This window comes from Actinomycetospora sp. C-140 (assembly GCF_054796175.1).
Window position 1 is genome coordinate 73,666 of sequence record NZ_JBTWNF010000014.1, and the last position, 21,815, is coordinate 95,480.

General features: G+C 73.9%; 19 protein-coding genes. 1 reads left to right on the forward strand and 18 read right to left on the reverse strand.

Features of this window, described 5'->3' with window-relative positions; all coding sequences use genetic code 11:
* Nucleotides 1-8: 8 nt before the first annotated feature.
* Nucleotides 9-836 (reverse strand): class II aldolase/adducin family protein, encoded by an 828-nt coding sequence (locus ACR9E3_RS22115; RefSeq protein ID WP_460382688.1) that lies wholly within the window; start codon nt 834-836, stop codon nt 9-11.
* 104 nt (nt 837-940) lie between these two features.
* On the opposite strand from ACR9E3_RS22115, the gene ACR9E3_RS22120 reads away from it, so the two are divergent.
* The gene (locus ACR9E3_RS22120) at nt 941-1,396 is read left to right on the forward strand and encodes a group II truncated hemoglobin (RefSeq protein WP_460382689.1); all 456 of its coding nucleotides are present in this window, start codon (nt 941-943) and stop codon (nt 1,394-1,396) included.
* 12 nt (nt 1,397-1,408) lie between these two features.
* On the opposite strand, the gene ACR9E3_RS22125 is transcribed toward ACR9E3_RS22120, so the two are convergent.
* The 17 genes from ACR9E3_RS22125 to ftsZ all read right to left on the reverse strand — a co-directional run bounded on the left by ACR9E3_RS22125 (nt 1,409) and on the right by ftsZ (nt 21,751).
* Nucleotides 1,409-1,795 carry a VOC family protein gene (locus ACR9E3_RS22125; RefSeq protein ID WP_460382690.1) on the reverse strand — a complete coding sequence of 129 codons (387 nt, stop codon included), beginning with the start codon at nt 1,793-1,795 and terminating at the stop codon, nt 1,409-1,411.
* Nucleotides 1,796-1,809: 14 nt separating this feature from the next.
* Entirely contained in the window at nt 1,810-5,346 is a 3,537-nt protein-coding gene (gene dnaE / locus ACR9E3_RS22130; protein WP_460382691.1) for a DNA polymerase III subunit alpha, read from the reverse strand.
* A gap of 469 nt (nt 5,347-5,815) precedes the next feature.
* A complete protein-coding gene (locus ACR9E3_RS22135; protein WP_460382692.1) occupies nt 5,816-6,559 on the reverse strand; it encodes a hypothetical protein in 744 nt (247 codons plus the stop codon).
* 198 nt (nt 6,560-6,757) lie between these two features.
* Nucleotides 6,758-7,600, reverse strand: coding sequence for a 4-hydroxy-tetrahydrodipicolinate synthase (gene dapA / locus ACR9E3_RS22140; protein ID WP_460382693.1), 843 nt, complete (start codon nt 7,598-7,600; stop codon nt 6,758-6,760).
* 33 nt (nt 7,601-7,633) lie between these two features.
* The gene (locus ACR9E3_RS22145) at nt 7,634-8,014 is read right to left on the reverse strand and encodes a cupin domain-containing protein (protein WP_460382694.1); all 381 of its coding nucleotides are present in this window, start codon (nt 8,012-8,014) and stop codon (nt 7,634-7,636) included.
* A 13-nt stretch (nt 8,015-8,027) separates the two neighbouring features.
* Nucleotides 8,028-9,008 (reverse strand): malate dehydrogenase, encoded by a 981-nt coding sequence (locus ACR9E3_RS22150; protein ID WP_460382696.1) that lies wholly within the window; start codon nt 9,006-9,008, stop codon nt 8,028-8,030.
* 86 nt (nt 9,009-9,094) lie between these two features.
* Nucleotides 9,095-10,381 (reverse strand): NAD(P)/FAD-dependent oxidoreductase, encoded by a 1,287-nt coding sequence (locus ACR9E3_RS22155; RefSeq protein ID WP_460382698.1) that lies wholly within the window; start codon nt 10,379-10,381, stop codon nt 9,095-9,097.
* A gap of 169 nt (nt 10,382-10,550) precedes the next feature.
* Complete coding sequence (locus tag ACR9E3_RS22160) at nt 10,551-11,324, reverse strand: hypothetical protein (protein ID WP_460382699.1); 774 nt, start codon at nt 11,322-11,324, stop codon at nt 10,551-10,553.
* Between the two features lie 2 nt (nt 11,325-11,326).
* Nucleotides 11,327-12,256, reverse strand: a complete 930-nt coding sequence (locus ACR9E3_RS22165) for an RluA family pseudouridine synthase (RefSeq protein ID WP_460382700.1) — start codon at nt 12,254-12,256, stop codon at nt 11,327-11,329.
* Nucleotides 12,253-12,855 carry a signal peptidase II gene (gene lspA / locus ACR9E3_RS22170; protein ID WP_460382701.1) on the reverse strand — a complete coding sequence of 201 codons (603 nt, stop codon included), beginning with the start codon at nt 12,853-12,855 and terminating at the stop codon, nt 12,253-12,255. Before lspA ends, ACR9E3_RS22165 begins: the two co-directional genes overlap by 4 nt.
* The gene (locus ACR9E3_RS22175; protein ID WP_460382702.1) at nt 12,852-14,474 is read right to left on the reverse strand and encodes a potassium/proton antiporter; all 1,623 of its coding nucleotides are present in this window, start codon (nt 14,472-14,474) and stop codon (nt 12,852-12,854) included. Before ACR9E3_RS22175 ends, lspA begins: the two co-directional genes overlap by 4 nt.
* A 118-nt stretch (nt 14,475-14,592) precedes the next feature.
* Nucleotides 14,593-16,248, reverse strand: coding sequence for a hypothetical protein (locus ACR9E3_RS22180; protein WP_460382703.1), 1,656 nt, complete (start codon nt 16,246-16,248; stop codon nt 14,593-14,595).
* A gap of 65 nt (nt 16,249-16,313) precedes the next feature.
* A complete protein-coding gene (wag31, locus tag ACR9E3_RS22185; RefSeq protein ID WP_460382705.1) occupies nt 16,314-17,252 on the reverse strand; it encodes a DivIVA-like cell division protein Wag31 in 939 nt (312 codons plus the stop codon).
* A 563-nt stretch (nt 17,253-17,815) separates the two neighbouring features.
* Nucleotides 17,816-18,385 (reverse strand): cell division protein SepF, encoded by a 570-nt coding sequence (locus tag ACR9E3_RS22190; protein ID WP_460382818.1) that lies wholly within the window; start codon nt 18,383-18,385, stop codon nt 17,816-17,818.
* 426 nt (nt 18,386-18,811) lie between these two features.
* Entirely contained in the window at nt 18,812-19,483 is a 672-nt protein-coding gene (locus ACR9E3_RS22195; RefSeq protein ID WP_460382819.1) for a YggS family pyridoxal phosphate-dependent enzyme, read from the reverse strand.
* A 98-nt stretch (nt 19,484-19,581) separates the two neighbouring features.
* Entirely contained in the window at nt 19,582-20,292 is a 711-nt protein-coding gene (gene pgeF / locus ACR9E3_RS22200) for a peptidoglycan editing factor PgeF (protein ID WP_460382820.1), read from the reverse strand.
* A gap of 88 nt (nt 20,293-20,380) precedes the next feature.
* Entirely contained in the window at nt 20,381-21,751 is a 1,371-nt protein-coding gene (ftsZ, locus tag ACR9E3_RS22205; RefSeq protein ID WP_460382707.1) for a cell division protein FtsZ, read from the reverse strand.
* Nucleotides 21,752-21,815: the final 64 nt, after the last annotated feature.

A 21,815-nucleotide genomic window follows, 5' to 3' on the forward strand; every position in this document is an offset into this window, starting at 1 on the left:
GGTCGGAGCTACTCGAAGAGGTCGGGATCGGTCCGGACGATCTCGTCCCACAGGGGCTGGAAGGAGAACCAGCCCATGTAGGGCGAGCCGGTCGTCTCCGCGGTGAACTTCGCGTTCGCGTGGTCGATCTGCGTCGGCGTGCCGGCGGCCTCGGCCATCAGCTGGGCCTGGCAGTTGCGCTCGGTGTTGATGAACCACCACGCGGCCTCGGCGACCGTCTCGCCGACCGAGAAGATGCCGTGGTTCTGGTGGAAGACCATCTTGCGGCCGGTCAGCCCGGCGGCGAGCGCCCGCCCGACCTCGGGGTCGAGCACGACCGCGCCGCGGCCCTCGCTGACGACGCCGTGGTTCTCGTAGAGCGTGCAGGCGTCCTGCGTGATCGGGTCGAGCGGACGGCCGAGCGACGACCACGACTTGCCGTACACCGAGTGGGCGTGCGCGGCCGCCACCACGTGCGGGTGCGCCGCGTGCACCGCGGAGTGGATGACGAACCCGGCCTGGTTCACCGGCCGGGAGCCGTGGACGACGTCGCCGTCGTGGTTCACGGCGATCAGATCCGACACACGGATGTGCCGGAAGCTCATGCCGAACGGGTTGACCCAGAACAGGTGCTCGTCCTCCGGGTCGCGCACGGTGATGTGGCCGGCGATGCCCTCGCCGAACCCGAACTTGCCGAAGATGCGGAACGCCCCGGCGAGCTGCTGCTTGCGGTGCAGCCGCTCCTCCGCGCTCGTGGCGAAGGTCGGCGGCTGGGGCATCACGATGCCCTCCTGCGACGGGCGGAACGCCGACGTCTGGTCCTCATCGCTGCGGTTGTCCTGCGTGGGGGCGGCCATGCCTCGACCGTGCGCCGCGTCACGGCCCTGGGTCAAGGGTTCCTTGCCGTCGGCCACGTTCTCCGACCAGGCTCGGACCGCCTGCCCGCGAAGGAGGACCGGACGTGACGCGACCCTCGGTCTACGACGCGGTCGGCGGCGACGCGGCGTTCCTCGCCCTCGCGCGGGCGCACCACCGCCGCTGCCTGGCCGATCCCGAGCTCGGGCACCCGTTCTCCCATCCCGACCAGCACCCGCAGCACGTCGAACGCCTGGCGGCCTACTGGGCGGAGGTGCTCGGCGGGCCGCCGCGGTACTCCCGCGGCGACGCCGACCAGTCGCACGTGCTGTGGCTGCACAGCGGCAACGGGGAGATCGACGACCTCGGCCGGCGCTTCCTCGCGTGCTTCCTGGCCGCGCTCGACGACGCCGGGGTGCCCGACGACCCCGAGCTGCGCGCCTGCCTGCGGGCCTACATGGAGTGGGCCGTCGCCGACGTGCTGGAGTACTCGCCGGTCGACGCGGTGGTGCCGACGAACGCCGCGATGCCGCGGTGGAGCTGGGAGGGGCTCGTGCGCTGACGGCCCCCGTCGTCAGCCGCCCGCCGTCTCCCAGAGACCGACGACGTTGCCCTCGGTGTCGCGGAAGTACGCGGCGAACCCCATCGCACCGACCGCCTGCTTCGCGCTCAGGACCTCGCCGCCGTACTCGGCGACCCGCGCGAGCGTCTCGTCGATGTCCCCGACATCGACGACGATCACCGGCCCGCGGGGCTCGCCCTCACCACGGCGGAACATGCCGCCGTTGATGTACCCGGGCTCCTCCGGCGCGCCCTGCTCGGTGACCGGGCCGCTCATCGCGAGCGTGTAGTCCATGCCCGGCATCTCCTGCAGCGTCCACCGGAAGATCGCGCCGTAGAACGCCCGCGCGCGGTCGCCGTCGTCGAACGGGACCTCGAAGTGGACCACCCGACCACTCATAACCAGCTCCTCTCTCAGCCCAGACAGCGTGGACCGAGCAGGGCCTTGAGGTCACCCATCAGCGCGCCGGAGTTGGTGACCTTGAGGCCGTCATCGAGACGCAGCACGTGGCTCGCGCCGTTGGCCGCGAGCAGCGTGAGGTGGACCTCGCTCGGGCCCGGGTGGGCGACGAGGACCTCCTTGAGCTTCCCGACGCGCTCCGGGGTGCAGCGCGCGCTCTCGATGACGACCTTCACCGGGGCGCCGCCGACGCCCCCGGACAGGTCGGGCACCGCGAGGTCCTCGACGAACAGGCTCACGCGGTCGTCCCGCTTGTTGACCTTGCCCTTGACCAGCACGATCGCGTCCTCGGCGACGTCGATCGACACCGCCGCGTAGGTGCGCGGGAAGAACAGCACCTCGATGCCGCCGGCGAGGTCCTCGATCTGCGCCGAGGCCCAGGGCTCGCCCTTCTTGTTCACCCGGCGGGTGACGGTGGCGAGGATGCCGCCGACGGTGACCGTCGCGCCCTCGGCGACGTCGCCCTCGAGGATCTTCGTGATCTGGGTGTCGGCCCGGCTCGCGAGGACCTGCTCGATGCCGTTGAGCGGGTGGCCGGACACGTAGAGGCCGAGCATCTCCCGTTCGAGCGCGAGGCGGTGCTTGGACTCCCACTCCCCCTCGGGCACCTTGACGTCGAACATCCCCGTCGTGTCGGCGGAGTCCTCGTCCGGGCCGTCGAAGCTCCCGAACAGGTCGAACTGCCCGTCGGCCTCGGCCTTCTTCGTCGTCATCACCGCGTCGACGGCCTCGGCGTGCACCAGCGCGAGGCCCTTGCGCGGGTGGCCCAGCGAGTCGAACGCGCCGGCCTTGATCAGCGACTCGACCGTCTTCTTGTTGCAGACCTGCTGCGGGACCTTGCGCAGGAAGTCCGAGAAGTCGGTGAACGCGCCCTTCTCGCGGCGGGTCTCGACGATCGCGTCGACGACGTTGGTGCCGACGTTGCGGATCGCGCCCAGGCCGAAGCGGATGTCGACGCCGACCGGGGCGAAGTCGCGCACCGAGTCGTTGACGTCGGGCGGCAGCACGGTGATGCCGAGCTTGCGGCACTCCGAGAGGTAGATCGCCGCCTTGTCCTTGTCGTCGCGCACGCTGGTGAGCAGCGCGGCCATGTACTCGGCGGGGTAGTTCGCCTTGAGGTAGGCCGTCCAGTAGGAGACCAGCCCGTAGCCCGCGGTGTGCGCGCGGTTGAAGGCGTAGTCGGAGAACGGGACGAGGATGTCCCACAGTGTCTGGATGGAGTTCTGCGAGTAGCCGTTGGCCTTCATGCCCTCGGAGAAGGGCACGAACTCCTTGTCGAGGATCTCCTTCTTCTTCTTGCCCATCGCGCGGCGCAGCAGGTCGGCGGTGCCCAGCGAGTAGCCCGCGAGCTGCTGGGCGATCGCCATGACCTGCTCCTGGTAGACGATCAGACCGAACGTCTCGCCCAGGATCTCCGAGAGCGGCTCCGCCAGCTCCGGGTGGATCGGCTTGACCTCCTGCCGGCCGTTCTTGCGGTCGGCGTAGTCGTTGTGCGCGTTGGCGCCCATCGGCCCGGGCCGGTACAGCGCGAGGACGGCCGAGATGTCCTCGAACGTCGTCGGCTCCATGCGCCGCAGCAGGTCGCGCATCGGGCCGCCGTCGAGCTGGAAGACGCCGAGCGTGTCGCCACGGGCCAGCAGCTTGTAGGCCTCGGTGTCGTCGAGCGCGAGGTTGTCGAGGTCGAGCGCCGGCTTGCCGTTGAGGGTGATGTTGTGCAGGGCGTCGTCGATGACCGTGAGGTTGCGCAGCCCCAGGAAGTCCATCTTCAGCAGCCCGAGCGTCTCGCAGACGCCCATGTCGAACTGCGTGATGATCGCGCCGTCGGAGTCCCGGCGCTGGATCGGCAGGACGTCGAGCAGGGGCGTCGACGACATGATCACGCCGGCGGCGTGCACGCCCCACTGGCGCTTGAGTCCCTCGAGGTCACGCGCGGTGTCGACGATCTCCTTGACCTGCGCGTCGGCCTCGTAGAGCGCGCGCACCTCGGTGGCCTCGGAGTAGCGCTTGTGGCCCGGGTCGAAGATCCCCGAGAGCGGGATGTCCTTGCCCATCACCGGCGGCGGCATCGCCTTGGAGATGCGGTCGGCCACCGCGTAGCCCGGCTGGCCGTAGAGCACCCGCGCGGAGTCCTTGATCGCGGCCTTCGCCTTGATCGTGGAGTAGGTGATGATCTGGGCGATGCGGTCCTCGCCGTACTTCTCCGTGACGTACCGGATCATCTCGCCGCGCCGGCGCTCGTCGAAGTCCAGGTCGATGTCGGGCATCGACTTGCGCTCGGGGTTGAGGAACCGCTCGAAGATCAGGTTGTGCTTCACCGGGTCGAGCTCGGTGATGCCCAGCGCGTAGGCGATGAGGCAGCCGGCGGCGCTGCCGCGGCCCGGACCGACGCGGATGCCGACCGACTTGGCGTGCGCCACGAGGTCGGCCGTCACCAGGAAGTAGCCGGGGTAGCCCTTCTGGCAGATGACGTCGATCTCGTACGCGGCCTGCTGACGGTGGCCCTCCGGGACCTGGCCGTGGAACCGCTGCTGCAGGCCCCGCTCGACCTCCTTGACGAGCCACGTCGACTCGGTCTCACCCGCGGGCACAGGGGCGCCCGGCATGAGGTCGCGCCCCTCCTCGAACTCCACGTTCACGCGCTCGGCGATCGCGAGGGTGTTGTCGCAGGCCTCGGGGAAGACGCCGTCCCACTGCGCGCGCATCTCCTGCGCGCTCTTGAGGTAGAAGTCCTGAGCGTCGAACCGGAAGCGGTTCGGGTCGTTCATCGTCTTGCCGGTCTGCACGCACAGCAGCACCTCGTGCGGCTTCGCGTCCTTGGCGTAGGTGTAGTGCAGGTCGTTGGTGGCGAGACCGGGGAGGTCGAGCTTCTTCTTGAGGTCGTAGAGGTCGTCGCGGACCCGGCGCTCGATCTCGATGCCGTGGTCCATCAGCTCGCAGAAGAAGTTGTCGGCGCCGAAGATGTCGCGGTAGTCGCTCGCGGCCTGGCACGCGCCGTCGAAGTCGTCCTGCTGCAGGTAGCGCGCGACCTCGCCCGACGGGCAGCCGGTGGTCGCGATGATCCCCTTGCCGTAGGTCTCGAGCAGCTCGCGGTCCATGCGCGGCTTGTAGTAGTAACCCTCGAGGCTCGCGAGGCTGGAGAGACGGAAGAGGTTGTGCATCCCTTCCGTGTTCTCGGCCAGCAGCGTCATGTGGGTGTACATCTGGCCCGGGTTGTCATCGCTGATGACCTGGCCGCCCAGCGTCGCGCGCTTGCGCTCGTGGCGGCTGCCGGGCGCGAGGTAGCCCTCCATGCCGATGATCGGCTTGACCCCGTGGTCCTTCGACTTCTTCCAGAACTCGTAGGCGCCGAAGGTGTTGCCGTGGTCGGTCATGGCCAGGGCCGGCATGCCCATCCGCGCGGCCTCGGCGAACAGGTCGTCCAACCGCGCGGCACCGTCGAGCATCGAGAACTCGGTGTGCGTGTGCAGGTGGACGAACGAGTCGCCGGTCACGTCGTGGGACCTCCCCTGGGCGCCGCGGTGCTCCGGTGAGCCGGCCGGTGTCGCGGGCGGGACGGCGGTCGGCGGGAGCGGCTCCAGAGTAATCGCGACCCCCGACAGCGCCGCCCCTCCCCGCGGGCCCGATCCGTCCTCGCTGCTCACCTCCGACGGTCCGGCGTGTCGCCCGGATCCGGGCTCCTCCCATCCGCCACACGCGCCTCTCGTGCCCCACGGATGCGGGGTCGCACGTTCGTGTGGGGCCGAGGGGACGGGATCGGCGGGTGGGACCGGCCACGTGACGCGTTGCGCGGGCGCGTGGGGGGCTGATCATGCGAAACAAGCCGGTCGACGGCGCACGGGGTGGCCGGCCGGGGCCATCGGAGATCACCGGTGCGATACGCACCTCCGACGGGCTCCGGAGGTGCCTGGTGCACTGGTGATCTCCGCGCGGCGGCACGGCGGTCGCGCTCCGATGCGCCGGTCAGCGGCCGTCGTCGCCGGCGAGCAGGAGGTCCGCGGCGGTGTCGTGGCCACCCGTGAGGAGCGCGAGGGCTGCCGCGAGCACCCAGAACCGGGCGACCAGGACGTCCTCCGGCGTCCGCAGGAAGTGCTCGCGCAGCGCTTCCCGTGCCGAGGGCCCGAGGACCCGCGCCGCGTCCTCCACCGCGAGACCCTCCTCGCCGAGCTGGGCCGCGACCCACGTGGCGGCTCGCCCCGGGAGGTCGGCCGTCGGGAAGCGGCGCGGCACCTTCACGAGCCACGCGCCGAGGAACAGGTCGACCAGCGTGCGGTTGCCGGTGACCCGGTCCTCGCGACTCCCCCCGGCCGGGCAGGTACCGGACTCGTGGGTAGCGGCGACGAACGCCCGCGCGATACCGGGATCGCGCCGCTCGGCCGTCGCCATCACGACGTCGCGGAGGCGGGCCTGGAGCACGTCGATCAGGTCCGGGCCGTCGTCATCGCCGTCCTCGCCGTCCCCGTCGTCCCACCCGTCGTCCTCGTCCCACCAGCCGTCGTCGAGGTCGTCGTCGAGGTCGTCGTCGAACGCCTGCGGGAACTGCTCGAGCAGCTCGCAGTCGCTCAGCAGCGGCGTCCCGACCCGCTCCACGGCCACCCGGCGGGGACGCGGCGCACGTGGCGGGCGGGCCGCCCCGCGCTCCTGGCGCCTCCGCCGCGCCGCGACCTTCGCCGCCCGCCGCCGTCCGTCGTGCCTGCGCCTGCCCATGGCTCCTCCTCGGGGTCGTCGAGGTGGAGCGTGCTCCCGACCCCCGACAACGCCGCGTGCCACGGAGATCAGCGGCGCACCACGCACCTCCGAGAGGCCCGAGAGGTGCATGACGCGCTCGTGATCTCGGCCGCGGGCGACGGAGTCCGCGACCGGCACGTTCCGCAGGCCACGAGCCCCGCCGATCGCGAGGAGCGGTTACAGCACCCCGACGCCCTCGAGCGCCGCGCGGACGACCTCGCGCTCGCGGGAGTCGGCCGGGACCATCGGCAGGCGCAGGCCGCCGACGGGGTGCCCGACGAGGTCCAGCGCCGCCTTGATCGGGATCGGGTTGGTGGTGACGCCGAGGGCGTCGAAGACCGGCTTGAGCGAGGCCTCGATCTCGGCGCGCTGGTCCGGCTCGTCGACCATCCGCCGCATGGCCGGCCCGACGACGTGGCTGGCGACGAGGATGCCGCCGCAGCCGCCCATCTCGAGCACCGATCCGAACAGGTCGTCGTTGCCGGCGTAGATCCCGAGGCCGTCGACGGGCGCGAGGTTGGCGTTGTTGGCCTGCTTGACGTAGTCGATCCGCTCGATCTGGGCGAGCTCGGCGAGCATCGCGTTGTCGAGGTCGAGCACGACGCGCGAGGGGATGTTGTAGAGCACGACCGGCTTGTCGGTGGCGCGCGCGACCTCGGTGTAGTGCGCGACGAGGCCCCGCCGGTTCGGCTTGTTGTAGTACGGCGTCACCGACAGGATCGCGTCGGCGCCGACGGCGGTGGCCTTCTCGGTCATCTCGCAGGCGTGGCGGGTGTCGTTCGACCCCGTCGACGCGACGACGGACGCGCCCGCCGGGCGGTGCTCGACGGCCAGCTCGACGAGGCGCAGGTGCTCCTCGGTGGAGAGCGTCGACGCCTCGCCGGTCGTCCCGCACACCACGAGCCCGTCGGTCCCCGACTTGTACAGGTGGCCCATCAGGTCGACGAAGGCCTGCTCGTCGACCGAGCCGTCGGGGGCGAACGGGGTCACGATGGCGGTGAGGACGGCGCCGAGGGTCATGCCCTCAGGTTGCCCCACCGGACCGCGACCGGTCTACGCCGGGTCCGGGCCCTCGACGTTGACGGTGGGCGGTCCCCCGCCCGCCCGTCCGATCACGGCGGTGGACCGCTCGCCCGTCGGGTTCGACTCGCGGTGCACCGTGTGCGGCGGGACGCGCAGGAAGTCGCCGGGGCCGGCCTCGACGGCGTCGCCGCCGCCGGGGCCGAACTCCAGCTTCATCGCGCCGTGCACCACGTAGAGGCTGGTCTCGTGCTCGCCGTGGTGGTGCCAGCCGGACGAGGCGCCGGGCTCGGTGTGGACGAGGCCCGCCCACAGCGCGTCCGTCGAGAACGCCACCTCCCGGCGCATGCCGGGCGTCGGGTCGCCCTCGGCCAGCGCGTCGCCGCGGAACACCTCGACCGGTTCGCTGCTCACGCCCGTCAGCGTCTCAGACCAGGCCCAGCTTCTGGACCGCCTCGCGCTCCTCGGCGAGCTCGTTCACCGACGCGTCGATGCGCTCGCGGGAGAAGTCGCTGATGTCCAGGCCCTGGACGATCTCCCACTTCCCGTTCGACGCCGTGACCGGGAACGACGAGACCAGGCCCTCCGGGACGCCGTAGGAGCCGTCGGACACGATCGCGGCGGACGTCCAGTCGTTCGGCTTGGTGCCGTTGGTCCACGTGTACACGTGGTCGATGGCCGCCGCGGCCGCCGACGCCGCCGACGACGCGCCGCGCGCCTCGATGATCTCGGCGCCGCGCTTGGCGACCCGCGGGATGAACTCGTCGGTCAGCCAGGCGCGGTCGACGTCGTCGCCGATCGGCTTGCCGTCGATCTCGGTGTAGGTGACGTCCGGGTACTGGCTGGCCGAGTGGTTGCCCCAGATCGTGACCTTGGAGACCTGGCCGACGCCGACGCCGTACTTCACCGCGAGCTGCCCGAGGGCGCGGTTGTGGTCGAGGCGGGTCATGGCGGTGAAACGGTCGGCCGGCACGTCCGAGTTCGCCCGCGCGATGAGGGCGTTGGTGTTGGCCGGGTTGCCGACCACGAGCACCTTGACGTCGTCCGCCGCACCGTTGAGCGCCTCGCCCTGCGGCTTGAAGATGCCGCCGTTGGCCTCGAGCAGGTCGGCGCGCTCCATGCCCTTCGTCCGCGGGCGCGCCCCGACCAGCAGGCCGACGTTGGTGCCCTCGAAGGCCTGCGCGGCGTCGTCGTAGACGTCGATGCCGTCGAGCAGCTCGAAGGCGCCGTCGGTGAGCTCCAGCGCGGTGCCCTCGGCGGCCTTCACGGCCTGCGGGATCTCCAGGAGCTTGAGCCGGACCGGCACCCCCTCCCCCAGCAGGTCGCCGGCGGCGATGCGGAAGAGCAGCGCGTAGCCGATCTGTCCGGCCGCGCCGGTGACGGTGACGTTGACGGGGGTGGGCGCCATGCCTGTGCTCCTGCTTTCTGTCGGGTCAGGGCTCGTCAGCTGCGGAGCCTCGCACGTCGGGCCCCGGGCCGCGCACTCAGCCCGGGTCAGCCCGGATCGTCGCCGACGACCATCACCCCGCGGCGCTGCGCGAGGTAGCGGAACGCGAGCCCGAGGGTCACGAACAGCCGGTTGCGGTTGCCGAGCAGCGCGAAGACGTGGACGAGCATCCAGGTCAGCCACGCGAGCACGCCGGTGAGCTTGGGCCCGTGCGCGATGTCGGCGACGGCCGAGAGGCGCCCGATGGTCGCCATCGTGCCCTTGTCCTTGTAGTGGAACCGCTCGGTGGGCTCGCCGGCGATCACGTGCGCGATGGTGCGCCCGGCGTGCTGCCCGGTCTGGATCGCGGGCTGCGCGAGCTGCGGCAGCGGGTCGTCGTCGATGACCCCGATGTCCCCCGCGACGAGGATCTCGGGGTGCTCCGCGACGCGCAGGTCGCCGCCGACCACGATCCGTCCGCCCTTGCCCTGCGGCAGGCCCCAGGACTCCACGCGCTCCTGCGCGGCGACCCCGGTGGCCCACACCGTCATCTGCGCCTCGAGCTCGGTGCCGTCGGCGAGCAGGACCGAGTCGGGACGGACCTCCTTCACCGCGGTCTCGAGCCTCAGCTCGACGCCCCGGGCCCGGAGCTGCTCGGCGGCATAGTCACGCAGCTTGGGCGCGAACGGCGCGAGGACCTTGTCGGTCATCTCGACCAGGACGACGTTGACCTGGTGCGGGTCGAGCTCCGGGTACCGGCTCGGCAGCACGGTGTTGCGCAGCTCGGCGAGCGTCCCGGCCATCTCGACGCCGGTGGCGCCCGCGCCGACGACGACGACCGACGCGCCGCGGGCCTCGCCGGTGGCCGCGATGTGGTCGAGGTAGCTCGTCATGCGGTCGCGCACGGCCAGCGCCTCGGCGCGCGTGTAGATCGGGAACGCGTGCTCGGCGGCGCCCGGCACGCCGAAGTAGTTGGTGGTCACGCCGTTGGCGATGATCAAGTAGTCGTACGCGAGGTCCGGCCCGACGTCGAGCGAGACGGTGCGGGCGTCGGGGTCGATCGTGGTGACCTCGCCCTTGCGGAAGTGCGCTCCCGTGGTGGCGGCGAAACTGCGCGCGCCGTAGGTGATGTCGCCGGGGTTCAGCGCCCCCGTGGCCACCTGGTAGAGCAGCGGCTGGAAGGTGCTGTAGCTGTGCCGGTCGACGAGCGTGACGCGGACCGGGGCCTTGCGCAGCGCGCGGACCGCGGCGAGACCGGCGAACCCCGCACCGAGCACGACGACGTGCGGCCGCCAATCGGTGTTCGTGATCGACGTCCCCGAGGCCTCCGGCCGGGGTGACGGATCGGCGGTCATGTGCCGCACTCCTCTCGCGACGGGCTTGTCGGTGCTGGCCGTGACGATTCAGGGCCGCCGACGGACGGTTCCTCTCGGCTCTACCCGCCATCGTCCTCTGCCACGCCGCGCCGGGGGACCCCACGACGGGCGTCACCCTGTCGGTCCCCTCACAGGGGTCGCGAGGATCTCAGGGCGGCGGCACCGGGCCGTCGTCGGGCACCGGACCGACGATCGCGGGTGGTTCGCGTCCGTCGTCGACCTGCTCGGGCAGCAGCGGCGACACGGCCAGCGCCCCGATCCGGGCGTCGGCCGGGGCCACCTCGACGGCCCGCACGCCCGTGCGCGACAGCAGCGTCGGCACGGTCGCCGGGTCGATCTCGACGACGAGCGCGACGACGCACGCGCACCCGGACGACAGGCGCGCCGACTCGGTCGCGGCCACCGCGGCCGCCCGGCCCGTCGACGTGCGGGCCTGCTCGCCGGCGCGGTTGGCCGCCTGGGCCTCGGCGAGCCGCAGGGCCGTGGCGGGGTCGACCGAGCCGTCGAGGGTGACCTGTCGCAGCGCCGTCTGCACCCGCGGCAGCGGCACGCGGAAGACCGCGGCGCGCGCCGTGACGCCCGGGACCCCGGCCACCGCGGCCGCGGCGCCGACGTCGAGCTCTGCCGAGAGCTCCACGAGCGCCGGACGCGGACCGGGCGGCCCCGGCGGCACGGCACGGGCGCGGGCGAGGTAGCCGGCGACGGTCTCGCCGGGCGCGGGCCCGAGCCGCGCCGCGTCGGTGCTGCCGGGGATGCCGGAGCCGTCCGGGCCCGGGCTCGACGACCCGGCGAACCACGCGGTCACGAGGGCCACGACCAGCACGACGGCGAGGACGATCGCTGCCGTCGGCCACCGCAGGCGGGACTCGTCCTCGTCCTGCTCGTCGTCCTGCTCGTCCTCGCCGGGCTCCGCGCGAGCCACGCTCAGCTCGCCGCCCGCAGGGTCTCGAGCGCCTGCGCGAGGTCCGGCGGGGGCTCGCTGACGAACTCCACCCAGCGCCCGTCGGCCGGGTGGTGGAAGCCGAGGCGGTGGGCGTGCAGCCACTGGCGGGACAGCCCGAGGGTGCGGGCGAGCGTGGGGTCGGCGCCGTAGGTGAGGTCGCCGACGCAGGGGTGGCGCACCGCCGAGAAGTGCACCCGGATCTGGTGGGTGCGCCCCGTCTCGAGCTCGACCTCGAGCAGCGAGGCGGCCCGGAACGCCTCGAGGGTGCGGTAGTGCGTGACGCTGGGACGGCCGTCGCGCATCACCGCGAACTTCCAGTCCTGCTTGGGGTGACGGTCGATCGGCGCGTCGATGGTGCCCTCGCTGGGGTCCGGGTGGCCCTGGACGACGGCGAGGTAGACCTTCGAGACGGTGCGGTCGCGGAACGCCTGCTTGAGCACCGAGTAGGCCCGCTCCGACTTCGCCACCACCATCACCCCGGTGGTGCCGGCGTCGAGACGGTGCACGATGCCCTGGCGCTCCGCGGCGCCGCTGGTGGCGATGCGGATGCCCAGCGCGGCCAGCCCGGCGACGACGGTCGGGCCCGCCCAGCCGGGGCTGGGGTGCACGGCCACGCCCACGGGCTTGTCGACGACGACGATCTCGTCGTCCTCGTGCAGCACGACGAGGCCCTCGACGGCCTCGGCGGTGACGATCGGGGTGGCGTCGGCGGGCTCGGGCAGCTCGACCTCGAGCCACGCGCCGGCGACGAGGCGGTCGGACTTGCCGGCGGCGACCCCGTCGACGCGCACCGCCCCGTCGGCGGCCAGGTCGGCGACCGCGGTGCGCGAGAGGCCGAGCATCCGCGACAGGCCGGCGTCGAGCCGCATCCCGTCGAGACCGTCGGGGACCGGCAGCGTCCGGAGGCTCACGGCGTCGACCCGGTGTGGCCGGTGCCGGGGTCGGCGTCGCCGCCGCCGTGGGTGGTGTCGCGGGAGCCCGTCCGCGTGCCGTCGAGGTCGCGCCCCAGCAGCGCGAGCAGCACGAGCAGCACGCCGCCGACCGTGATGGCCGAGTCGGCCACGTTGAACACCGGGAACCAGCCGACCGAGACGAAGTCGACGACGTGGCCCTGCAGCGGACCCGGGCCCCGGAAGAAGCGGTCGACGAGGTTGCCCAGCGCGCCGCCGAGCACGAGCCCGAGCGCGATCGCCCAGCCACGCGAGCGCAGCCGCCGCGCGAAGCGGGCGATGCCGACCACGACGGCCAGCGCCACCAGCGTCAGCACCCAGGTCATGCCGGTGGCGAACGAGAACGCCGCGCCCGGGTTGCGGACCAGGGTGAACGACACGAGGTCGCCGACCAGCGGCACGCGCTCGCCGTCGCGCAGCCACGACACCATGAGGATCTTGGTGACGAGGTCGAGGGCGACCACCGCGACCGTGAGGACGACCAGCGTCGGGACCCGCTTCGGCGGGAGATCCCCGGGCGCCTCAGGGGCGCTCTCGGGCTCGGTGGGTGCGCTGCTCACGGGTCCATGGTCCCAGGACCCGCGCCGCGGTCCGGTGACCCGCCCGCCGGCGGGCCGCCCGGCGGGTTCGGGGCCCGCCCGCCCCGCACCGTGCCGTCCGGGCCGTCGGACGCATCGCGGCGCGGGCCCCGCAGCGAGGGCGTGCCGCCGGTGTCACCGCGCCAGCGGGCGAGACGGCCGGACCGGTCGACCGAGCGCAGCCGGTCCTCGGCGGCCGCCCGCGCCGTCTCGGTGGTCACGACGAGGAGCTGATCGCCCTCCTGGATGCGGCTCGCTCCCTGCGGGGTGAAGCTCGTGCCGTCCCGGACGACGAGGCTCAGCCCGGACCCCTCGGGCAGGCGCAGCTCCCGGACGTAGACGCCGTGCATCTTCGAGCCGACGGGCACCGTCATCTGCAGGAGATCGGCGCGCAGGGTGTCCAGGGGTGCGGCGTCGACCTCGATCTCCTCGACCCGCGAGCCGCCGCCGAGCCCGAGGCCGCGGGCCACGAGCGGCAGGGTCGTGCCCTGGACGAGAACGAGCACCACGACGAGCACGAACACCGCGTCGACGAGCGCCTGCGCGCCGGGGACGCCCTCGGTCAGCGGGATGAGGGCGAGCACGATCGGGACGGCTCCGCGCAGCCCAGCCCAGGACAGGAAGGCCTGCTCCCGCCAGGGCACCCGGAGACCGATCGACGCGGCCAGCACCGACAGCGGCCGGGCCGCGAGCGTCAGGACGGCGCCGGCGATCAGCGCGGGCACCACGGCGTCGACGAGGCGGTCCGGGGACACGAACAGCCCGAGCAGCACGAACAGCCCGATCTGGGCGAGCCAGCCGAGGCCCTCGGCGAACGACCGGGTGCCCTCCCGGTGCGGCAGCGTCGAGTTCCCGAGGACGAGCGCGGCGGTGTAGGTGGCGAGCAGGCCGGACGCGTGCAGCAGCTGCGCCGAGGCGAACGCGAGCACGCAGACCGCGAGCGTGGCGAGCGGGTAGAGGCCGGTCGCGGGCAGGGCGGCGCGGCGCAGCCCCAGGGCCCCCAGCCGGCCGAGCGCCGCGCCGAGCAGCCCGCCGAGGACGAGCTCGTAGACGACGAGCAGCGGGTCGAGCCAGGTCAGCGTCGCCGCCGACGACAGGAGCACCACGGCGAGGAACACCGGTGCGTCGTTGAGGCCGGACTCCAGCTCCAGCGCGCCGACCAGCCGTCCGGAGAGCCCGAGGTTGCGCAGCACGCTGAACACCGCGGCGGCGTCGGTCGACGAGAGCACCGCGCCCCAGAGGAACGCGACGCGCAGGTCGAGCCCGAGCAGTGCCCAGAGCGCCAGGCCGGTGACGCCGATGCTCACCGCGACGGCCACCGTGGAGAGCGCGACCCCGAGACTCAGCGCGGGGCGCACGGTGGTCCAGCGGGTCGAGAGCCCGCCGTCGGCGAGGATGAGGACGAGCGCGGCGATCCCCAGCGCCTGGGTGAGCGCGGCGTCGTCGAACCGGATGCCCAGCCCGGACTCGCCGAGCGCGACGCCGATCGCGAGGTAGATCAGCAGCGAGGGCAGCCCGACGCGCGTGGACACGCGCACGGCCAGGACGGCGACGAGCACGACTCCCGCGCCGATCCCGAGCAGGAGGGGCAGCTGGTCCACGCGTCGTACCCCCTCCCCAGCGGAGGCACGACCCTAGCGAGCGGGCAGCAATCGGACGGCGACGGATCTCGGGTCGGTGAGGCGGTTCACCCCGGCCCGACGGTCGTCGGCGACGACGTCAGCCGCGGCTGTCGGCGCTCTGGGCCCCCGTCAGCGCCGTGACCGGCGTGCACCACGAGCACCCGGTGAACCCCAGCTCGACCGCTTCGGAGGCGGGCAGCGGGATCACCTCGCGGCCGTACAGGTAGCTGCACCGCCCGAGGTGGAACAGCGGCTCCTCGTCGATGACCAGGACCTCGTCGTCGAGACCGGCGGCCGCCTGGCGGGCGGCGTCGTCGACGACCTCCTCCTCCGGCGGGGCGGCCGGCGGCGGGGGCGGCGGGGCTCCGCCGGGCGGCATCCCGCCGGGCGGACGGCCGGGGGCCTGGCCCGCGGGGGCGCCGGGCGGCGGACCGCCGGGGGGCATGCCGCCGGGCTGACCGGGGGCACCGGGACGGCCCGGGCCTCCGGGTGCGCCGGGAGCTCCGGGCGGCGGGCCGCCGTTCGGGGCCGCGCCGTCCGCGGAGACCTGGCGCATGCGGGCGATGTCGCCCATCTCGAGGCGCGTGGTGGCGGCGTCGTCCCCGTCGCCGCCGGGACGTCCCGATGCGGCGGCCGCCGCGCCGACCGCTCCGGCGGCGCCGCCCACGCCCGCCGCGGCGGCCGCGGGTCCACCCGCCGCGCCGTTGCCGCCGGGTGCGGTGCCGGCGGGAGCGTCGGCACCTGCTGTCGGACCGGAAGACGCCGGCTCGGCGGGAGCACCCGGCGAGCGCGGGTCCGCGGGACGGGCGTCGAGGGGTGTGCCGGGGCCGGCGGGCGTACCGCCCAGCCGGGCCTCGGCGGGCGTGCCGGCCAGCGGCAGCATGCCGAGCACGAGGGCGCCGCGGGGAGCGCCGGGCGCGCGGGAGGTCTCGGTGCTCAGTCGTGAGGTGGGGGTGGCCCAGCGCGTCCGGGGAGACGGACCGGCCGGACCGGCCTGGGTCCCCGACGCCGGTGGCTGCGCCGGCGAGGCGGGCGCTCCCGGCGGACCAGCACCGGGGCCGGCCCCGCGGCCGGAACCCTGGGACGCCACAGCCGCTCCGGCCGCTCCGGCGGCGAGCCCTGCCGCCCCGACCGCTCCGGCTGCCGTGTACCGGCCGCCGCGCTCGTCCTGACCGCGCGCACCCTCGGGTGCCTTCTCCGCGTCCGGCCTGCGCGCGACCTCCGTGGCCTGCGCGTCCTGCGGCCCCTGGCCCGGTGGCGTGCCGACCATCGCTGTCGCGGCCTCCGGCGCCCCGTGCGGGCGTCCGGCGCCCGGCGCGCCGGGACCACCAGGGCCGCCCGGACCACCCGGACCGGCCGAGCCGGCGGGCGACGCCTGCGGCGGAGCACCGGGCGGACGGCCGCCGGGGGGCGGGCCGCCCACCGGTGACGCCGAGCCCTCCGGAGAGCCCTGCCCCGGGGCCGAGGAGTGTGGCCCCGGAGCGAAACCGGAGGGGGTGGACGGCGTCGAACCCGACGCGGACGGCCCCGTCGATGTCGACGACGTCGACGAGGCCGGTGCCGCGGCGCCGACGGCGTCACGACGGCTCTCCCGCGAGCGCCGGCGTCGGCGGACGACGTCGGCGACCAGGAGGACGGCGGCCAGCACGCTGGCGACCACCGAGCCCCAGGCCCACGTGGCCACCGAGGTGACCACGGCCACCACGAGGAGCCCGAAGGCGATCAGCACACAGAGCAGGACGAGGAGCAGCACGATCGGACCCCCGACTCAGGGCCACGAGCCCGCGCGCGCCATCGCGCGCGGGCCGGCGGCGGCCGTCAGCTGCCGGCTTCGGCTCGCGAGCCGTAGCCGCTGGTCGCGTACCCGCCGCTGCCGTTGCGGCCGTTGTCCGGCGCCGCGGAGCCCCGGCCGTCGAGGTCGCGCAGCTGCGACTCGAGGTAGGTCTTCAGGCGGGTCCGGTACTCGCGTTCGAAGGTGCGCAGCTCGTCGATCTTCTTCTCGAGCCCGCCCTTCTGCTGCTCGATGAGGCTGATCGTCTCGTTGTGCTTGCGCTGGGCGTCGCGCTCGAGGGTCGACGCCTTGTCGCGCGCCTGCCGCTCGAGCGTCTCGGCGCGCGTGCGCGCGTCGTTCAGCATGGTCTCGGCGCGGGTGCGCGCCTCGTTGACCATGCTGTCGGACTTGGTGCGCGCCTCGGAGAGGAGCTGCTCGGACTTGGTGCGCGCGTCGGCGAGCATCCCGTCGGCCTCGGACTTGGCCTCGGCGGTGAGCCGGTCGGCCATCTCCTGGGCGAGCCCGAGGACCTTGGCGGCCTGCACGTGGTGGTCACCGCCACCGCCGCCACCCTGCTGCTCGGACATGCCGAACGGCGGCGGGGAGACGGCCTGGGTGACCGGCTGCGGCTGCTGCTGGGGCTGCTGGGGCTGCTGCGGCGGCATCGGCTGCTGCACGGTGCGCGGGGCGTCCTCCACGGGACGCGCCGGCGGCGGGGCCGAGACCTGCGTGGCCGGCCCGGAGCTCTGGCTCGGGGCGGACGCGGCCTTGCTGCGGGCGTCGTCGAGGTCCGCGTGCGCGGACGAGAGCTGCTGCTCGAGCTGCTCGACCTGCTCGCGGAGGTCGTTGTTCTCCTCCAGCAGGCGACCGAGCTCAGCCTCGACGAGGTCGAGGAAAGCGTCGACCTCGTCCTCGTTGTAGCCCCTTTTCCCGATCGGCGGCTTGCTGAACGCGACGTTGTGAACGTCGGCGGGGGTCAGCGGCATCGGATCTCCTCAAGCACTCCTCGGCTGCGGAACCCCAGGTACCTCGGGCTCTTCGAGCTCCGCGACCCGCAGAGTATGACCTCTGCGAGCGACAGAACCATAATGGACGGGTCCAGTGACGCGCTGCCCACAACGCTCGAATGGTGACGCAGCGCCACGAGCGGGGCCCGCGAAACCCACAGACCTACCGATTATCGCGGCCGGTAGCGATCCGCCGGTCGGGTCGTGACGTTCCGTGTCCCTCTACGTGCGGTGACAGGAGCGGATCCCGGGACCGTCGGGCCTCGACGGCCCGTCGAGATGCGCTCGGCGCACCCAGGACGCCATCCGGCGCGCCACAGCGCGCGTCCCCCGATCGGCCGCGTGGCGCGACGTGTCGATCGAGCTCGCGAGCAGGGCGGGAGCCCGTCAGGAGCATCGCTCGGCAGCCCGTGGATGTGACACCGCTCGCGTCACCGGACCACCCGCGGCCGCCGTCCGGAGGCCCGGCGGCGGCCGTGAGGACCAGCAGGGTGCCAGAGTCCCCGCGACGCGCCGCCGGAGGGGTCGCGGGGCCCGGCTCCCTACGACGTCGAGGCGTAGTTCTTCTCCGCCAGCTTGCGGCGGTCCGACGCCGAGACCTCGACGTTCGGCGGTGAGAGCAGGAACACGCGGTTGGTGACCTTCTCGATGGAGCCGCGCATCGCGAAGGCCAGACCGGCGGCGAAGTCGACCAGGCGCTTGGCCGCGACGTCGTCCATCTCGGTCAGATTCAAGATCACCGGAATGCCGTCCCGGTAGCGCTCGCCGATGAGGCGCGCCTCGTTGTAGCTCTTGGGCTGCAGCGAGGTGATCTCGGCAGGCGCGCTCTGCGGGTCGTCGGCGGCCGACGCCGAGGAGGCACTCGATGTCGCCGGGGTCGGCGCGGCCTTCAGCGGCGCCGGAGCCGGCGAGGACGCCGCGGCGGCCGCCGTGGACGCGGACGACGACGAGGAGAAGGAGGTCGGCGCCGACGACAGCGACGGCGGCGTCCGGTGCGTCGGGCGCACCGACGTGTGGCTCGGGCCCGTGTTGGCCGCCCAGCTCCGGCCGCGCCCCGCGGTGCGGGGGACGGTCTCGGTGGCCGCGTCGTCGTCGCGGCGGATCTCGGCCACCTCCGGGTCGCGCGGGCGCGGCGTGCGCCGCTCCCGCGAGTCCTCGTAGCGGTCGTACCGGTCGTCGCGCGCGTCCCGGGACTCCCGGTCGTAGCGCTCGTCGGCGGCACGCCCGCGGGAGTCACGGCCGTAGCGGTCGTAGGAGGAGTCGTAACCGCCGTCGTACGCGTCGTAGCGGTCGTCGTAGCGGTCGCTCCCGTACCGGTGCCGGTCCGAGGAGTGCCGGTCCAGCGGGTGCCGGTCTCGTCCGTCGTACCGATCGTCGTCGTAACCGTCGTACGAGTCCAGTTCGTCGGCCGGGACCATGCCGAAGTACGCCTTCACGCGGTGCAGAGTGGTCATGGCCGTCTCCCCTGTCCGACGGGGACCCCGCGCTCCACACGCGGTGAGTCACATCCGTGTCGTTCACTCACACGGAACGCTAGCTCACCGTCGGCCGAGCAAGGCCGTTCCGACACGCACGCACGTCGACCCGTGCGCGATGGCGGCCTCGAGATCCCCCGACATCCCCGCGGACAGGGCGGACGCGTGCGGGTGCGCCGCGCGTACCCGCTCCGCCACCTCCCACACCGTGGCGAACGCCTCCGCCGGCTCGACGTCCTGGGGGGCCACCGTCATCAGGCCGCCGAGGTGCAGGTGATCACATCCGGCGACCCGGTCGGCCAGCGCCGGCACGTCGGCGACCGGCGCGCCGCCCCGGCCGGGGTCGGCGTCGACGCTCACCTGGATCAGCACCTCGAGCGGGTCGGACCGCTCCCCCGCGTCGACGGCCTTCGCGGCCGCGGCCGCGAGTGCGTCGACGAGGCGCGGGGAGTCGACCGAGTCGACGGCGTGGGCCCACCGCACGAGGCTGCGGGCCTTGTTGCGCTGCAGCCGTCCCACGACGTGCCACCGGGCGGCGGCGTCCGGGCGGAGGGCCGTGAGCTCGGCGGCCTTCGCGGCGCCCTCCTGCTCCTTGTTCTCCCCGAACGCGTCGAGGCCGAGATCGCACAGCAGCGCGACGTCGGAGGCCGGCCACGTCTTGGTCACCGCGAGCAGGCCGACCTCGGCGGGGTCGCGGCCCGCGGCGCGCGCGGCGTCGGCGACGCGGGCGCGCACCGCGTGGAGCGCGTCGGCGAGCCCGGCCCGGCGATCGGCCTCCCCGGCGTCCGGGCCCGCGGGCCGCTCCGGCCCGTCCGGCCTTTCCGGCGGTGCCGTCACGGCCGCGCGTACTCCCACCACGTGACCGCGGCGAAGCGTCCGGTCGGCTGGGCGCGCCGGTGGCTGAAGAGCTGGTCGTCCTCGAACGTGCAGCGCGCGTCGGTGTCGACCCGCGTGACGCCGAGCTCGGCCAGCCGCCGGCGCAGGCCGGCGCGCAGGTCGAGTCCGGGGGTGCCGAGGCGGGTGGTCGCCGCGCTGGCGGGCAGGGCGGCCTCCACCTCGTCGCGCATCCCCGCGGGGACCTCGTAGCACTCGCCGCACACCGCGGGCCCGAGCAGGACCTCGACGTGCCCGGGCTCGGCACCCAGCGCGGCCATCGCCTCGAGCGTGCGGTCGAGGACGCCGTCGGCCGCGCCGCGCCGCCCGGCGTGGGCGGCGGCCACGACCCCGACGGTGGGATCGGCGAGCAGCACGGGCACGCAGTCGGCCACGACGACGGCCAGCGCGAGCCGCGGCTGGTCGGTGACCATCGCGTCCGCGGTCGGCGTCTCGCCACCGGCCGACGACACCACCGCGACGCCGGTGCCGTGCACCTGGTGCATCCAGGCGACGCGTTCCGGCCCGAGACCGATGCCGTCACCGAGGCGGCGCCGGTTGGCCGCGACCGCCGCCGGGTCGTCGCCGACGTGGTCGCCGAGGTTGAACGAGTCGTACGGCGACGCCGAGCGCCCGCCGGCCCGCGTCGTCAGGACGCGCCGCACCCGCAGCGGGGGCGTCGGCGCGGGCCCGTCGCGCGGGTCGTCGGCGGTCGCGGAGCGGGAGACAGGTCCGGAGACGGGGCGCGCAGCCACGCCCTCAGCGTCTCATGAACGAGGGGACGTCCACGTCGTCCTCGTCCGCGCTGCGGGCCGCCGGGGTCTCCGACGACGACGCGCCCGCGGCGCCGTTCGAGGGCGCCGAGGCGGCGGCCTCACCGGCCGGGTCGCTCGGTGCGGCGCCCGCGGAACCCGCCCCGTTGGCGCCGGGGCCCGCGGTGGCCTCGACCGCGGCGCGGTCGACCGCCGGGCGCGCCGGGACGGTGGGGGCGGCGGAGACCGCGGGCGACGGCCCGCCGGCGTTGGCGGGCGCGGCCGGGGTGCCGTTCGTGGACCCGTTCGGGGTGCCGCTCGCGGCGCCGTTCGTGGCGCCCGGCCGGTGCACGTCCCCGGCTTGCGCCGACACCGTCGCGCTCGACGACGCGGACCCGAGCGCCTGGGGCTCGAGCTTCTTGTGCGTCGGCGACCCGGAGTCGAAGCCCGCCGCGATCACCGTGACGCGGACCTCGTCGCCCAGCGAGTCGTCGATGACCGTCCCGAAGATGATGTTCGCCTCGGGATGCGCGGCCTCCTGGACGAGCGAGGCCGCCTCGTTGATCTCGAACAGGCCGAGGTCCGACCCGCCCGCGATCGAGAGCAGCACGCCGTAGGCGCCGTCCATGCTCGCCTCGAGCAGGGGCGAGTTGATCGCCTTGCCCGCGGCCTCGACCGATCGGTTCTCGCCCCGCGCGGCACCGATGCCCATCAAGGCGCTGCCCGCCCCGGACATGACGCTCTTGACGTCGGCGAAGTCCAGGTTGATCAGACCCGGCGTGGTGATGAGGTCGGTGATGCCCTGGACACCGGAGAGCAGGACCTCGTCCGCGCTGCGGAAGGCGTCCATGAGCGAGAGGCCCACGTCGCCGAGCTGCAGGAGCCGGTCGTTGGGGATGACGATGAGCGTGTCGCACTCGTTGCGCAGCTCGGTGATGCCGTTCTCGGCCTGGGTCGCGCGCCGCTTGCCCTCGAAGTTGAAGGGGCGGGTGACGACGCCGATCGTCAGGGCGCCGAGCTTGCGCGCGATGCTCGCCACCACGGGCGCGCCGCCGGTGCCGGTGCCGCCGCCCTCGCCGGCGGTCACGAACACCATGTCGGCGCCCTTGAGGACCTCCTCGATCTCCTCGCGGTGGTCCTCCGCGGCGCGGCGGCCCACGTCGGGCGCCGCGCCGGCGCCGAGGCCCCGGGTGAGCTCGCGGCCGACGTCGAGCTTCACGTCGGCGTCGGACATGAGGAGCGCCTGCGCGTCGGTGTTCACCGCGATGAACTCGACGCCCTTGAGGCCGACCTCGATCATGCGGTTGACGGCGTTGACGCCGCCACCACCGATGCCGACCACCTTGATCACGGCCAGGTAGTTGTGCGGGGGCGTCATGGAACCGCCTTTCGAGCTGGGTCTGGTCGACGGTCGTCGTCCGGGTCCGGCGTGTCGCCAACCC

What these genes read in the sequence shown, in the direction of transcription:
- wag31 (WP_460382705.1), bottom strand. Translation starts at nt 17,252, where the DNA reads ATGCCGCTGACCCCCGCCGACGTTCACAACGTCGCGTTCAGCAAGCCG.
- ftsZ (WP_460382707.1), bottom strand. Translation starts at nt 21,751, where the DNA reads ATGACGCCCCCGCACAACTACCTGGCCGTGATCAAGGTGGTCGGCATC.
- dapA (WP_460382693.1), bottom strand. Translation starts at nt 7,600, where the DNA reads ATGACCCTCGGCGCCGTCCTCACCGCCATCGTGACCCCGTTCGCCCCC.
- ACR9E3_RS22135 (WP_460382692.1), bottom strand. Translation starts at nt 6,559, where the DNA reads ATGGGCAGGCGCAGGCACGACGGACGGCGGCGGGCGGCGAAGGTCGCG.
- ACR9E3_RS22150 (WP_460382696.1), bottom strand. Translation starts at nt 9,008, where the DNA reads ATGGCGCCCACCCCCGTCAACGTCACCGTCACCGGCGCGGCCGGACAG.
- ACR9E3_RS22115 (WP_460382688.1), bottom strand. Translation starts at nt 836, where the DNA reads ATGGCCGCCCCCACGCAGGACAACCGCAGCGATGAGGACCAGACGTCG.
- ACR9E3_RS22125 (WP_460382690.1), bottom strand. Translation starts at nt 1,795, where the DNA reads ATGAGTGGTCGGGTGGTCCACTTCGAGGTCCCGTTCGACGACGGCGAC.
- ACR9E3_RS22155 (WP_460382698.1), bottom strand. Translation starts at nt 10,381, where the DNA reads ATGACCGCCGATCCGTCACCCCGGCCGGAGGCCTCGGGGACGTCGATC.